The 13,684-nt window shown below is 74.2% G+C and carries 16 protein-coding genes; 10 read left to right on the top strand and 6 right to left on the bottom strand.

From position 1 onward, the window contains the following. Positions 1–52 precede the first annotated feature (52 nt). Positions 53–694 carry a TetR/AcrR family transcriptional regulator gene (locus AB0N31_RS04155; protein WP_366056787.1) on the top strand — a complete coding sequence of 214 codons (642 nt, stop codon included), beginning with the start codon at positions 53–55 and terminating at the stop codon, positions 692–694. Between the two features lie 161 nt (positions 695–855). Here AB0N31_RS04155 and AB0N31_RS04150 read toward each other — a convergent pair whose 3' ends face one another. The 3 genes from AB0N31_RS04150 to AB0N31_RS04140 all read right to left on the bottom strand — a co-directional run bounded on the left by AB0N31_RS04150 (position 856) and on the right by AB0N31_RS04140 (position 3,745). Next, a complete protein-coding gene (locus tag AB0N31_RS04150) occupies positions 856–1,971 on the bottom strand; it encodes a DNA alkylation repair protein (protein WP_366056786.1) in 1,116 nt (371 codons plus the stop codon). Between the two features lie 296 nt (positions 1,972–2,267). Then, positions 2,268–3,095, bottom strand: coding sequence for a helix-turn-helix transcriptional regulator (locus AB0N31_RS04145; protein WP_366056785.1), 828 nt, complete (start codon positions 3,093–3,095; stop codon positions 2,268–2,270). 161 nt (positions 3,096–3,256) lie between these two features. After that, complete coding sequence (locus tag AB0N31_RS04140; RefSeq protein WP_366056784.1) at positions 3,257–3,745, bottom strand: nuclear transport factor 2 family protein; 489 nt, start codon at positions 3,743–3,745, stop codon at positions 3,257–3,259. Between the two features lie 252 nt (positions 3,746–3,997). Between AB0N31_RS04140 and AB0N31_RS04135 the strand changes: the two genes are divergently transcribed. Beyond that, positions 3,998–4,756 (top strand): SDR family oxidoreductase, encoded by a 759-nt coding sequence (locus tag AB0N31_RS04135; RefSeq protein WP_366056783.1) that lies wholly within the window; start codon positions 3,998–4,000, stop codon positions 4,754–4,756. Positions 4,757–4,858: 102 nt separating this feature from the next. Here AB0N31_RS04135 and AB0N31_RS04130 read toward each other — a convergent pair whose 3' ends face one another. Then, complete coding sequence (locus tag AB0N31_RS04130) at positions 4,859–5,272, bottom strand: DUF302 domain-containing protein (protein ID WP_366056782.1); 414 nt, start codon at positions 5,270–5,272, stop codon at positions 4,859–4,861. A 175-nt stretch (positions 5,273–5,447) separates the two neighbouring features. On the opposite strand from AB0N31_RS04130, the gene AB0N31_RS04125 reads away from it, so the two are divergent. From AB0N31_RS04125 to AB0N31_RS04115, 3 genes are all read left to right on the top strand, one after another. Then, the gene (locus AB0N31_RS04125) at positions 5,448–6,809 is read left to right on the top strand and encodes an MBL fold metallo-hydrolase (protein WP_366056781.1); all 1,362 of its coding nucleotides are present in this window, start codon (positions 5,448–5,450) and stop codon (positions 6,807–6,809) included. Between the two features lie 88 nt (positions 6,810–6,897). Then, positions 6,898–7,284 (top strand): rhodanese-like domain-containing protein, encoded by a 387-nt coding sequence (locus tag AB0N31_RS04120; protein ID WP_366056780.1) that lies wholly within the window; start codon positions 6,898–6,900, stop codon positions 7,282–7,284. Then, complete coding sequence (locus AB0N31_RS04115) at positions 7,281–8,027, top strand: sulfite exporter TauE/SafE family protein (RefSeq protein ID WP_366056779.1); 747 nt, start codon at positions 7,281–7,283, stop codon at positions 8,025–8,027. The genes AB0N31_RS04120 and AB0N31_RS04115 overlap by 4 nt, the downstream gene beginning before the upstream one ends. Before the next feature lie 21 nt (positions 8,028–8,048). On the opposite strand, the gene AB0N31_RS04110 is transcribed toward AB0N31_RS04115, so the two are convergent. Next, positions 8,049–8,336 carry a metal-sensitive transcriptional regulator gene (locus tag AB0N31_RS04110; protein WP_366056778.1) on the bottom strand — a complete coding sequence of 96 codons (288 nt, stop codon included), beginning with the start codon at positions 8,334–8,336 and terminating at the stop codon, positions 8,049–8,051. Positions 8,337–8,440: 104 nt separating this feature from the next. On the opposite strand from AB0N31_RS04110, the gene AB0N31_RS04105 reads away from it, so the two are divergent. From AB0N31_RS04105 to AB0N31_RS04095, 3 genes are all read left to right on the top strand, one after another. Continuing rightward, the gene (locus AB0N31_RS04105) at positions 8,441–9,028 is read left to right on the top strand and encodes a rhodanese-like domain-containing protein (protein WP_366056777.1); all 588 of its coding nucleotides are present in this window, start codon (positions 8,441–8,443) and stop codon (positions 9,026–9,028) included. 119 nt (positions 9,029–9,147) lie between these two features. After that, positions 9,148–10,056 (top strand): pyridoxamine 5'-phosphate oxidase family protein, encoded by a 909-nt coding sequence (locus AB0N31_RS04100; RefSeq protein WP_366056776.1) that lies wholly within the window; start codon positions 9,148–9,150, stop codon positions 10,054–10,056. Positions 10,057–10,215: 159 nt separating this feature from the next. After that, positions 10,216–10,890 (top strand): OsmC family protein, encoded by a 675-nt coding sequence (locus tag AB0N31_RS04095; protein WP_366056775.1) that lies wholly within the window; start codon positions 10,216–10,218, stop codon positions 10,888–10,890. Positions 10,891–10,938: 48 nt separating this feature from the next. On the opposite strand, the gene AB0N31_RS04090 is transcribed toward AB0N31_RS04095, so the two are convergent. Then, positions 10,939–11,388 carry a universal stress protein gene (locus AB0N31_RS04090; protein ID WP_366056774.1) on the bottom strand — a complete coding sequence of 150 codons (450 nt, stop codon included), beginning with the start codon at positions 11,386–11,388 and terminating at the stop codon, positions 10,939–10,941. A gap of 838 nt (positions 11,389–12,226) precedes the next feature. Here AB0N31_RS04090 and AB0N31_RS04085 point away from each other — a divergent pair. Together AB0N31_RS04085 and AB0N31_RS04080 are read left to right on the top strand one after the other, a co-directional pair. After that, positions 12,227–13,150, top strand: coding sequence for a carbamate kinase (locus AB0N31_RS04085; RefSeq protein WP_366056773.1), 924 nt, complete (start codon positions 12,227–12,229; stop codon positions 13,148–13,150). Between the two features lie 185 nt (positions 13,151–13,335). Beyond that, a complete protein-coding gene (locus tag AB0N31_RS04080) occupies positions 13,336–13,683 on the top strand; it encodes a trypco2 family protein (RefSeq protein ID WP_366056772.1) in 348 nt (115 codons plus the stop codon). The last annotated feature ends 1 nt before the right edge of the window (position 13,684 follow it).

The following is a 13,684-nucleotide window of genomic DNA, read 5'->3' as shown; positions in this document are numbered from 1 at the left end:
TTCTCCCCAGCCCTGCGGACCGGTCGTCCGGGCGGCTCCCTAGGATGGCGGCATGGCTTCCACCACTCGACGCCCCTCCGCCGCAGCCGACCGACGGTCCGCGCTCGAGAAGCGGATCCTGTCCGTGATCGAGGAACTGCTGAGCGACGGTGTGAGCTACACCGAACTGAGCGTGGAGCAGATCGCCCAGTCCGCGGGGATCTCGCGGTCCACCTTCTACCTGTACTTCCGCGACAAGGTGGATGTGCTGCTGCGGCTGAGCGGTTCCCTCAAGACGGAGAGCTTCGGGATCGCGCAGGCCTGGCGGCCCACGGGCCCCGACGGCGGCGTCGAAGGGCTGGCCCGCACCTACGAGCTGATCCTGCGGCACTACCGCCGACACGCGGTCCTGCTGACGGCGATCAACGAGGTGGCCGCCTACGATCCGGTGGTCCGCGAGGCCTGGACGACCGACCAGAACCGGTTCATCGACAACCTCGTGTCGGTGCTGGAGGAGGAGCAGCGGGCCGACCGCACACCGGCGGACATCGATCCCCGACTCGCCGCGAGGGCGATGGTCCAGGGAGGCGGTCAGGTCGTCGCCCAGCAGGTGGCGAACGGCGACAGCAGTGACGACACACGCGTCGCCCGCGAACTGGCGCACACCTTCTGGTACGGCGTGTACCGCCGCCCCGCGGTCCCGAACGCCGGCTGACGACACCACCCGCGGCCCGTCCTCGCCGACAGCCTGCGGTTGTGGGGACCGGGCTCCCGAGGCCGGCTCAGCGCTCGAGCGTGAAGACGAAGTCACCGGAGAGTCTGGCGCCCAGCCGGGCGGATCACGGGCGGAGCCGCGGAGCCGGAGCCGCGTCACGGCTACGACGAGCCCTGGGGAGCGAGCAGTTCGAACTCCGCGCTGTCCGAGGGGACGCCGTTGATCTGCAGCGCGACGGCGTGCGGGCCGGGGTGATAGCGGCGGGTGGTGATCGGCCTGAAGGAGTGTTCCCGGCTCACCTCGAACGTCTCGCCGGGGGCGAGGGTGCGGGTGGTGAGCTTGAACGTCCTGGTGCTCTGCGATCCGTTGGCCCTGTGGTGGCGCACCAGGTAGTCGATCGCCAGTCGGGCGTCCTCGGCACCGGTGTTGCGGACGGTCGCGGTGAACCGGACGCTCCCGCCGAACGGCACGCCGGTGCGGTCGAGCACCGGTCCCTCGATCTCGAGCGTCGCCGGCGCGAAGCCGAGCAGGTCGAGGGCGCCGGGATGACCGCGTTTGACGAGGGTGCGCAGACCGTGGCGCACGAGCCGCGCGGTCGTCGGGGCGGGGTCGTCCAGCCAGCGTCGTGCGGTGGCCACGGCGAGGTCGGCGTGGTCACGGCCGAGGTCGTTGAGGTGGTTGGCGACCGAGCGTCGGACGTACTCGCTGTCGTCACGGTAGAGGGCGTCCAGGACGGGTACGGTCGCGCCGGGACGGCCGGCCGGCGCCGGCACCCGGACCGCCCAGGGAAGGTAGGGGCGGGTCCCCTCCGAGGCGAGGCGCCGCACATCGGCGTCGGCGGACGCCGTCCATCCGGCGATGATGCCCAGTGCCCGGTCCAGGTCGTGCCGCAGCAGAGTACGCAGGGCGAACTCCGAGGTCAGCCGTCCGGTGAGGTCGGCCAGGAGGGCCATCGCGTCGTCGAAGGCGTCGTCGGTGCCCTCGGTGACGGCCTTCACGGCGACGGCGCTCGTGACCGGCCAGATGAGCCACCCGCCGAAGACCGGAGCGCCGTCCTTCGCGGCCCGCACCACGCGGGCCAGCTCGGCGTAGTCACCGGGAACGTCGGCGAGCAGGGCGTCCCTCAGCAGGTCGGCCCGCTCCCGCAGCGGGAGGGTGCCGAGCCGCCGCGCCGCCGCCCGCAACGCGGGGAGTTCCGCGCCGGGGAGCGCCGCGTGCACGGCCCGGGTCAGAGACTGTGCGGTGTGGCCGTTGATGAGTTCTTCGGCGAGGGGCATGTCCGGCTCTTCCAGGGGTTCAGGGCTGCTCGGGCGGGGTGGTCCGGCCGTCGGAACGGCTCGGGGCGCGTCACTCGACGTGCTGAAGCACGGTGGTGAACTGCCGGTCGACGGTGCGGTGATCGATGACGTCGTAGGCGACGATGTCGAGGATCGTTCCGTCGTCGCGCACGACGATGCGGCGCCAGCGGGCGCCGGGGCCGGCGTGCGGTGCGGGCCGGAGCGCGGGAAGGCAGCGTCTTCCCGGGTGTACGGCACCCAGGGGAGGCGAGGGCGGTCCGCGCAGGCGGTGGGGTTCAGGCCGGCTCCGCCGTCGAGGCCAGGTAGGTCAGGGCCTCCTCGCTGCGGCTTCCGGGCTCCGGGGTGCCGGCCAGCAGCAGCTGTCCCGGAGCGTCGAGCACGTCGAACGTCTGGTAGGTCAGCTCGATACGTCCTGCCCGGGGGTGCACGAACACCTTGAAGGCCCGGGTGAGACCGCCGACATCGTGGTCGTCCCACAGTGCGCTGAACTCCGGCGACACCGCGCTCAGTTCGGCGACGACGCTGGTGATGCCCGCGTCATTCGGGAACCGTCCCGCGTTCAGCCGCAGCGCGTGGACGGTGCTGCGCCGCAGCAGCTCCCAGTCCGTGAACACCGTCTTGGCCGCGGGGTGCGTGAACAGGATGCGCGGCATGTTCCGCTCGTCCCCGAACGGTGACAGCAGCGCGTCGGCGACCGGGTTGACCGCGAGCACGTCGAAGGCCGGGCCGAGCACGTAGGCCGCCGCCCGGGGGAAGGCCTCCAGCAGGCGCAGGAGATCCGGGTGCACCTCGTCCCTCGGGCTGTCCGGGCCGAGCCGGGGGTTCAGCCCCGCCAGCCGGTACAGATGCTCGCGCGCGTCGGGCGCGAGGCGCAGCGCGCGCCCGACGGCACCGATCACCTGCGCCGAGGGGTTGCGCTCGCGCCCCTGTTCCAGGCGGGCGTAGTAGTCCGCGCTGACCCCGGCGAGCACGGCGACCTCCTCGCGTCGAAGACCGCGGACGCGTCGTCCCGAGACCCCGCCGGAGAGTCCGGCGTCGGCCGGGTTCACCCGTGCGCGGCTCGCGCGGAGGAACACGCCGAGTTCGTTGTCCCGTGCCGTCATGGCACCGATGCTAGCGGTGCCCGCCCCCGCCGCCCTGGGACGGCCGGGGACGGTGAGGTGCGTGATCATGACCTGTCCTCCTGTCCTCCTGTGCGAGGTGCCGGCCCCACCGAGAGCGGGACGATCGCCCGCGACCACCGGCCGTGTCGGACCCGGCCGTGTCAGACCCCCGGGATGACGTACGGCATGTCCAGCTGGATGCGGTGGCCCACGATCTTCCACTCGCCGTCGATCCGCAGCAGATCGGTGTCGTAGTAACCGGATTCGATCGGCTGCACGGTGCCCTGCGCGCCGAAGGCACCGGTCGGCCGGCCGGTCTCGGGACGCGAGGCGGCCTGAACGCGGAAGACGACGAACTGGGCGTTCATGTGGGCGCGGTCGCCGTCGACCTCGATGAGGTGGTCGGCGGTCATGTGGTGACTGGAGCCGCCCGCGGGATGCGGGGCCATGTAGTTGTCGACCGCGTAGGCCACCGCCGCTCCGCCGATCAGGGGCGGCGCCACCGCCTCGTAGCCGTCGGGGCCGGTCCTGGAGAAGCTCTGCACCACCGCGTCCTCCGTGAACAAGGCGCCCTGCGCCTTGCCGTCCCGCCGGTCCGTGGCCCGTACGTAGCGGGCCAGTATCTCCTGGATCTCGCGTTCGTCACTCATGACGACTTCCCTTCCTGTCCGTGTCGCACCGCGGTCTCGACTGCGTGGCGGCGGTTCCCCCGGAGTGGACCTCCGTCGGGGTGGGCCGCCGTCACCGACCGGCACCGTCAGCATGCGGCGCCGCCCCGCGCCGAACCAGGCAGCGCGAGCCTGGGTGCCCGGCACCCAGGCTCGCGCTGCCTTCCGGCCCCCGGCGCCGCGCGGTGCACTTCGGTGAGCGGCGGCTGCCGCTCGAACACCGAAGGAGCACGCATGACCACGTCCACAGATTCGACGACCACCTCGGCACCCGCGAAGACCGTCCTCATCACCGGAGCCAGCAGCGGCATCGGGGAGGCCACCGCCCGCCGGCTGGCCGGGCTGGGACATCGGGTGTTCCTCGGCGCCCGCCGCACCGGGCGGCTCGCGTCGCTGGCCGGGGAACTGCGGGCCGGCGGAGCCTCCGCCGCCCACCGGGAGCTGGACGTGACCAGCCTCGACTCCGTGCGGGCGTTCGCCGCCGCCGGCCTCGAGGAGTACGGCCGCATCGACGTGCTGATCAACAACGCCGGGGTGATGCCGCTGTCCCCCCTCGCCGACCTGCGGATCGCGGAGTGGGAGCAGATGATCGACGTCAATCTGCGCGGCGTGCTGCACGGCATCGCCGCGGTACTGCCCCAGATGCGGCGGCAGGGCGGCGGGCACATCGTGAACGTGTCCTCGGTGTCCGGGCACCGGGTGGACCCGACCGCCGCGGTCTACAGCGCCACCAAGTTCGCCGTGGCGGCACTGTCCGAGGGGCTGCGGCAGGAGAGCCGGGACATCCGCGTCACCGTCGTCAGTCCCGGTTTCACGCAGAGCGAGCTGACCGACCGCGGCGGCTCGGCGGAAGCGCAGGCCGCCGCACGGGCCGCGGCCGCGCAGCTGGCGATTCCCGCCTCGGCCATCGCCGACGCCATCGCCTTCGCCGTGGACCGGCCGGCGGACGTGGACGTCAACGAGCTGATCGTGCGGCCCACGGCACAGGGCTGACCCCGCCCGCGCGGCGCGTCACCGTTCCGGGCGCGGCGCCGCCCGCTGCGCACCGGGAACGGGCGACGCCGTACCCGGAACGGTGACGGGCGGTGTCCGCCGTCAGCTTTTCAGGTCCGTCGCGGTGAGGGCGGCGAGGGCGGCGTCGAGGCGCCGCCCGGCCTCCTCGGCGATCGGGCGGAGGGCGTCGCTGCCGGTCAGGGTCACCATGGTGTCCGGGTCGAGGGCCTGTACGGCGGTGCGGTCGCCGTCGCGGCGGACGACGACGTTGCAGGGCAGGAGCAGGCCGACGGTGCGGTCGGTGTCCAGGGCCCGGTGGGCGAGGGACGGGTTGCAGGCGCCGAGGATGAGGTAGTCCTCCACGTCCTCCGCGGCGCCGCCGAGCTTGGCCTTGAGGGTGGCGGTGACGTCGATCTCGGTGAGGATGCCGAAGCCCTGGGCGGCGAGGGCGTCGCGGGTGCGGGCGACGGCGGTGGCGAAGTCGGTGTCGAGGTGGACGGTGCGGTCGTAGCGCATGAGGACGGCCCTTCTCGTGGCTGGCGCGGCAGCGGACGGGTGTCCGGTGCGGGCGAGCGGTCTGTGGGGGTGTTCCCCGGGACTCTCCCTACTCTCCAAAATACCCCCCGGGGTACTCGTGTTACCTTCGTGAATATACCCCCCGGGGTAATTTTCCACTGGAAGGGAGTACCTCGTGTTCTTCGTCGACACGATCGAGGTGCAGGGTCTCGGCAACCGCAGCTACCTCGCCGGCGGTGAGCGGACGGCGGTGGCCGTCGACCCGCCGCGCGACGTCGACCAGGTGATCGCGGCGGCCGTACGGCGTGGGGTGCGGATCTCCCACGTCGTGGAGACGCACGTGCACAACGACTACGTGACCGGCGGCCTGGAGCTGGCCCGGATCACCGGGGCGGCCTATCACGTCCCCGCCGGGGCCCGGGTCTCCTTCGCGCGGGTGCCGGTGCGCGACGGCGACCGTGCCGAGGTCGACGCCGGCCTGACCCTGCGCGCGCTCGCCACGCCCGGCCACACGCCGCACCACACCTCCTACGCGCTGGAGGAGGGCGGGACGGCGGTCGCGGTGTTCACCGGCGGTTCGCTGCTGATCGGCACCGTCGGCCGCCCCGACCTCGTCGAACCGCGACTGACCGAGCACCTCGCGCGTGCGCAGCACGCCTCCGTGCACAGGCTGGCCGCCGAACTGCCGGAGGAGGCGGCGGTGCTCCCCACCCACGGGTTCGGCAGCTTCTGCTCCTCCTCCCAGGCGGAGGGCGGTGCCACCACCATCGGCAAGGAGAAGGCGTCCAACGAGGCCCTCGTCCGGGACGTGGACACCTTCGTCGCCGAACTGCTGGCCGGCCTGGACGACATCCCCGCCTACTACGCGCACATGGGTCCGGCCAACGCCGCCGGACCGGCTCCCGTCGACCTCACCCCGCCCGCGGTGGCCGACGCCGAGGAGGTCGCCGCCCGGCTGGCCGCGGGGGAGTGGGTGGTCGACCTGCGCAACCGTGTCGCCTTCGCCGCCGGGCATGTGTCCGGCTCGTTCAACTTCGAGGCCGACGGCCAGCTCGCCACCTACCTGGCCTGGCTGATTCCGTGGGGCAAGCCGGTCACCCTGCTCGCCGAATCGCCCGCCCAACTCGCCTCGGCCCAGCGCGAGCTGGTCCGGGTCGGCATCGACAGGCCGGCAGCCGCCGCCACCGGCGAGCCCGCCCGGTGGGTGCGCGAGGGCGAGGCGCCGGTCTCCTTCCCGCGGGCGGACTTCGCCGACCTCGCGGGCCGGCACCCGGCGGAGGGAGTCGTCGTCCTCGACGTCCGGCGTGGCGCGGAGCGGGCGGGCGGGTACATCGAGGGCTCGGTCCACATTCCGGTCCACACCCTGCACCGCCGCCTGGCGGAGGTCCCCGAGGGTGAGGTGTGGGTGCACTGCGCGGGCGGCGCGCGGGCCGCCATCGCCGCCTCCCTGCTGGACGCCGCCGGCCGGGACGTCGTCGCCGTGGACGACTCCTTCGACGCCGCCGCGGCCGCGGGACTCACCGTCCGGAACCCCTGACGGCGCCGGGCGCCGCACCGGCCCCCGCCGACCGTCCGTACCGGGTCGACCGTCCGTAGCGACACGGGAAACAGGAGCGAGAAACCACATGAGCATCTTCCGACGGGACCAGGGGGGTCCGGGCCGGGTGACCGCGCGGGAAGCGGCCGCGCGCACCGGCCACGGCACCGCCGACAGCGCGGGTGACGCCGTGCTGCTGGACGTGCGCGAGCCGTACGAGTGGCAGTCGGGGCACGCCCCCCGGGCCCTGCACCTGCCGCTGTCCGCGCTGGCCGCCGGGGCGGCGCTGCCCGCTCATGCGCAGGCGCGGCCCCTGATCGTGATCTGCCGCTCCGGCAACCGCTCCCGGCAGGCCGCCGACCTGCTGGCGGCCCGTGGCGCGGTGGCCGTGGACGTGATCGGCGGGATGCGGTCCTGGGCGAAAGAGGGGCTGCCGGTGGTGGACGCGGGCGGCGGAAACGGCACCGTCGCGTGAGCGCGGTCGTCCTCGCCCTCGCCGCCGGCGCCGTGATCGGTGTGGCGCTGGGCGCGCTCGGGGGCGGCGGGAGCGTGCTCGCCGTGCCCGCCCTGATCTACCTGCTCGGCTTCAGCCCGGTCGGGGCCACGACCGCCGGCCTGGTCATCGTCACCCTGACCTCGGCCACCGCGCTGCTCGCGCACGCCCGCGACGGTCATGTGCGCTGGCGTACGGGGCTGCTGTTCGCGGCGGCCGGGATCGGCCCGGCCATGCTGGGCGGCGCGCTCGCCGCCCGGGTGCCGGCCGCCGTGCTGACGGGGGCCTTCGCCCTCGTCGCGGCGGCGGCCGCCCTGCGCATGATGCGGTCCGCGCCGGCCGCGGCGGGCGCTGTGCCGGTGCGGCAGGCGCGTGCCGCGGGGGCCGGGGCCGGGCTCGGCGCGGTCACCGGCGTCCTCGGTGTCGGCGGCGGCTTCCTCGCCGTACCGGCACTGGTGGGCGTGGTCGGGATGCGGATGCGCAACGCGGTGGGCACCAGCCTGCTGGTCATCACCGTCAACTCCGTGGCGGCACTGGCGACGCGTGCGGCTACCGTCCAGCAGCTGGACTGGGCGGTCGTCGGCCCGTTCGTCGGGGCCGCGATTCTCGGCGCATGGGACGCGAAACGGCTGGCCGCGAAGGTCACCGGCGACACGCTTCAGCGGATCTTCGCCGGAGTGCTGCTGGCCGTGGCGGCGTTCATGCTGATCGACGCGCTGCTGTGACGGCCCCCGCGGCACGCCGGCTCACGCCGGCGACAGGAACAGTTTCTCCAGCCGGGTGCGCACCGCGTGCGGGTCCTCTCCGCCCCCGCGCCCCGAGTCGATGTCCGCCACGCACTGCTGCAGGCCGGTCGCGATGATCGCGAAACCGGCCCGGTCGAGCGCGCGGGAGGCCGCGGAGAGCTGCGTGACGACGTCCTCGCAGTCGCGTCCCTCCTCGATCCTCCGGATCACACCGGATATCTGACCCTGCGCACGGCGCAGCCGGTTCAGCACGGCCGCCAGATCCGCGCCCGCAAGCCCCAGTTCCACGACCACTCCTCGGTGCACGCCCCTCGATCAATACCCCCAGGGGTATTATACGTCCGGTTCGCGTCACTACCACCCCATACCGACCTTCAAGGACCCCCTCTGTCATGACCAGTCCTTCCGCCCCCTCCGCCCTCCGCACCGACGAGGCCCGCACCCGGCTGCACGAGTTCACCGTGATCGACGTGCGCACGCCCGCCGAGTACGTCTCCGGCCACCTGCCCGGCGCGGTGAACATCCCCCTCGACCACATCCGGCGCGCGCTGCCGGAGATCCGGCACGCCGCCGAGCGCGGCGACGTCCTCGTGGTGTGCGCCTCCGGAGCCCGCTCCGAGAACGCCTGCAAGCTCCTGGCCGAGCAGGGCATCGGCACCGCCACCCTGGTCGGCGGCACCGGCGCCTGGGCCGCCGAGGGGCACGACCTGCAGACACCGGCCGCATGCGACACGCGGGCGGGCTGGAGCATGGAACGCCAGGTCCGTTTCACCGCCGGCAGCCTGGTCCTGCTCGGTCTCCTCCTCGGCCTGCTCGTGCACCCGGCCCTGCTGCTCATCTCCGCCGGCATCGCGGGCGGCCTGGTCTTCTCCGCCCTGACGAACACCTGCGGCATGGCGGCCGTGCTCGGCAAGCTGCCCCACAACCGCCCGCGCGCGGCCGACCTGGACGCGGCGCTCGCCGCTCTGCGCAGCCGCTGAGCCCCGCGCCGCCCGCCGACGCCCGCGAGCGCCTCGGCGAGAGGGGACCATCGGCCCTGTGGTGCGGTCGGCCTCGCGGAGCGATGCTGGAAGGGGATCCGCAGCGAGAGGGCACGGTCATGCACGCACATGTTGGGGACCGGCTGATCGTCGAGAGCCCGGCCACGGGCATCGTCCGGCGTGACGGGGAGATCGTCGGCCTCCACCACCAGGACGGGACCCCGCCGTACGACGTGCGGTGGTCGGACACGGGTGACATCACGCTCGTCTTCCCCGGGCCGGACGCCCACATCCATCACCCCGGCCACGACGAGGCGGCACCGGGCGCACCGACGTCCGGAGACGCGTACGCGGAGACCGGGGGCGGTGGGACGGCCGTCGCCGGCCCCGGCGACGTGGGCCGCCGGGTGGCGGAGGCGCGCCGGCAGCGGGGCCTCGGCCTGGCGGAGACCGCCGACCGCGCCCGTATCTCACCCGCCTACCTGGACTACCTGGAGACGCACCCGGCCGATCCGAGCCTCGGGACCCTCATGCGTCTGGCCGACGCGATGGGAACCACACTCCTCGAACTCCAGGGCGGCGGCCAGGAGCGGCCTCCCGGACAGGGGCAGGCGCTCTACCACCCCCGCCTGCGGGACCTGGGCGAAGAGGAGTGCCGGGCCCTGCTGTCGACGCACGGCATCGGGCGCATCTCGCTGACCACGCAGCACGGCCCTGCCGTGTTCCCCGTCAACTACGAGGTGGTCGACGGGACGATCGCCTTCCGTACGGCGCCCGACACCACCCTCTCCGCCGCGGTCGGCCACGAGGTGGCCTTCGAGGCCGACCACATCGACGAGGCCATGAGCCAGGGCTGGAGCGTCCTGGCGGTGGGGCCCGCGCGGGCCGTCACCGACCCTGCCGCGGTACGCCGTCTCGACGAGCGGGCCCACAGCGCCCCCTGGGCCGGAGGACGGCGCACGCTGTGGGTGGTCATCACCGTCGAACGGCTGACCGGCCGCCGGATCACCCCCGCCGACGACGCCTGAACGCCCGAGGCGGCAGGCGGCCCGGAGCCGCCCCGGTGGCATCGGGACCTCCGGGACCCCGCGGGGACCGTTCGACCCCTGACGGCTCCGCACCCGGGCGGTGCACTGGCAAGCGCAGTGCCCGGCAGCCGCGGCGGCACCAGCAGACAGGGAGCCGAAATGAAGATGCAGACGCGCTGTGGCCGCACCCTCAACGTCACCCGCTTCGCGCCACAGGGACTGCCGGTCCCGATGGGCCGCGTCGTCCTGGACACCTCCTTCGAGTCCCACGACGAAGGCGGTGAACTGTGGGCGTCGCTCACGGCCGAGGAGGCCCGGCGGCTCGCCGGACTGCTGCTGTTCCAGGCCGCCGCGGTGGACCCCGAACCCGGCGGCCGGCCCGGAGCGGCGGAGGTGGTGCCCATCACCGGCGACGCGTACGAGGTCCGGGTGCGCGGACACGTCCTGACGGTCGACCAACCGCTGTCGGACGGGGGCAAGGACACCGCCCCCACCCCGGTGGAACTCCTCGTGGCCGCCGTCGCCTCCTGCGCGGCGCACTACGCGGGTCGCTTCCTCGACCGCCACGGCGCCGACCGGGACGGCCTGTCCGTCCGCGCGGAGTTCCGCATGGCGGACGACCGGCCGCCCCGGGTGGCCGGGATCTCCCTCGGCGTCCTGGCCCCGGGCCTGCCGCCGCACCGACTGGCCGCGCTGCGCGCGGTGGTCTCGCACTGCACGGTGACGAACACGCTGGCCCAGGCCCCCGAGGTACGGCTCGAGGTCCGCTGCGCCAACGCCGACGAGGCCGACCGCGATGCCGGGGCGGGCCCCCGCACGAGTACCCGCGGGTGAACCGGCCGCGTCCCGCCGGGAAGGTGCGTCGAGGTTCCCGGCGGGCGCTCAGTGAGCCGTGTCCCCTTCCCGGGGGACGACGACGACCGGGCAGGCCGCGTGCTGGGCGCAGCGCTGGCCCACCGATCCCAGCATCGCCCGGGCGAAGCCGCCCCGGCCCCGACGGCCGACGACGAGGAGTTCGGCTCCCTCCGAGGCCTGGATCAGGGCCTCGGACGGATCGCCCTCGACGAGGTGCTCCCTCAGCCGCGCCGGACGCTCCCCGGGGAAGACGGAGCGCAACTCCGCCGCGAAGCGCTCCCGTGCCTGCTGCAGGTCGAAGTCGGGATCGATCGCCGGCCCGCTCCAGCCCGCGGAGGACGGCGTGTCCCAGACGTGGATCGCCTCCACGACACCGCCGACGGTCCGTGCGTACCGGTCCGCCCACCGCAGCGCCGCATACGACGTCGGAGATCCGTCCACACCCACGACCACCCGTGGTACCGGCTCGGATTGCATGGTCACCTCGCTCAGCCGTCGTTGTTCACGCGTATCCGCGTATCCGCGTATCCACGCTGCCGGGCCCCGCGCCACCGCGCCAGCCGGGGAGCCGCTCGGCGGTCCGGCAACGCGGACGGGCCGGGCGGCGGACGGGCGTGCGACGCCTCACCGGTGCCGGGACGCGCCAGGCCGAGCACGGCGCGCACATGCCGGGACCCGACTGGGCCGGGTGGGCGGCGAACCGTCGGGGCCCGCGGCCGTCGCGGCGGTGCGGCCCGCGGGCTCCGAGGACGACGAGGACGGGAAGACGGAGGGGGACGGGGCGCGCGGCCTCCCGTGCACCGTCGTCGTCCCGACCGGAACGGAGGCGCCACGGACACCCGGTCGAGCGCCGACGTCACCCCCGCGATTCCCCCGGAGGCGACGCTTCCGGTGCCGGACGCCCACCGGCCGGACTCCGCGCAGGTCGCGGGCGGCCTCGACGCCGACCCGCGTGGAACCGGCCCTGCGCAGCACACGGTCGCCGCTCTCCGGAGCCGCGGTGCCATGAGGATGCCGCCTGCCCCGATCGCGGCCCCGGCCGGGCTGCACGGGCCGTGCGGCAGGGACCATCGGCACCGCCGCAGGCCCGTGCGGCCGCTGTCCTGACGGGCCACGGCGGACGAGCATCGATCACGGAACGCGCCATCCGCGGCGAGTTCCCGAGGAGCACGGGGATGCCCAGGACCACAGGGATGCCCAGCACCACAGCGAGGGGAGAGCCCGGGCTGCCGGCGCCCGGCCCGGAGGGCCTGGGCCCCGGACCGACCGCACACCATCAAGGCCGTACTCGTCGCCACTCTGGAGGACCGAAGCCATGCGCATAGTCGTCGCCCTCGGCGGCAACGCTCTGCTGCGCCGCGGCGAACGCCCCGACGCCGCCGTCCAGCAGTCGAACATCGACCGGGTCGCCATCGCCCTGGCCGCGCTCGCCCGCGAACACGAACTCGTCCTCACCCACGGCGACGGCCCCCGGACCGGCCCGCTCGCCGCGGAGAGCGCCGCCGATCCCACCCTCGGCGCCCCCTGCCCCCTGCCGCTGCTCGGGGCCCGGACCCAGGGCATGATCGGCTCCCTGCTGGCCACCGCCCTGCACGACGCCCTGCCGGGCCGCCACGTCGCCGCCCTGGTCACCCACACCCTCGTCAGGGCCGACGATCCGGCCTTCCACCGGCCCACCAAGTTCGTGGGCCAGGTCCACTCCCGCGACACGGCCCGCGCCCTGGCGCGCGAGCGCGGCTGGCACATCGCCCCGGACGCCGCCGGCTGGCGCCGTGTCGTGCCCTCGCCGTCACCGGAACGGATCCTGGAGACCGACACCGTCCACGAGCTGCTCAACGGCGGCACCCTGGTGATCTGCGCCGGCGGCGGAGGCGTTCCGGTCGTCGAGGACCGGGACACCGGCGCGCTGACCGGCGTGGAGGCGGTCGTCGACAAGGACCTCACGGCCGCCTCGCTCGCCGAGGACCTGAAGGCGGACTTCCTGCTCATCCTCACCGACGTCCCCTGCGTCTACGACGACTACGGCACCCCCGCACAGCAGCCCGTCCTCGACGCCACCCCCGCGGAGCTGCGCCGCAAGGGTTTCCCGGACGGCTCCATGGGGCCGAAGGCCGAGGCCGCCGCCCGGTTCGTGGAACGCACCGGGGGACTGGCCGCCATCGGGGCGCTGGACGCGGCGTACGAGATCGTGCACGGCCGCTCGGGCACCCTCGTCCGCCCGGAACTCGCGACCGGCTGAGGAGCGGGAGCGCAGAGCGGTACCGCCGTCCGGTCCGGGCCCCGGTGACCGGGCGGCACCCGCTCACGGACGTGCCGCCCCGCCCCGGCGGACGAGCCGGCGCCGAACTCCCTTCTCGTTCAGCTCACTTCGAGGCGCCGCTCCCGGTACATTCGCCACCTGGGAGACAGGTACGGGGGAGCGCGATGAGTGACACGGACGGTCGGAACGGCATCGAGCTGGCGGACGCGGTCCAGGCCGTCCGCGACCAGCTCCTCCTGGCCGCGAGCCGGGCGGCGGGGCAGGACGTCGTCTTCGAGATGGGCGACATCCAGATGGAGTTCACGGTCGAGCTGCGCTCGGAGGACAAGGCGGGCGCCAAGGTCCGCGCGTGGGTCGTGGACGCCGGGGCCGATGTCACGCGCTCCACCGGGCGGGTCCACAAGGTGGCCTTCACCCTCACGCCCAAGGACGCCCGCACGAACAGCGCGTGGAGCGTGGGCAACCCGGCCCGGGGCGGCACCACGCGCTTCGGGCGCCCCACCGGCGACTGAG

Source organism: Streptomyces sp. NPDC051051 (assembly GCF_040682975.1).
Lineage (GTDB): Bacteria > Actinomycetota > Actinomycetes > Streptomycetales > Streptomycetaceae > Streptomyces.
This window is presented reverse-complemented; position numbering and strand designations above follow the sequence as displayed.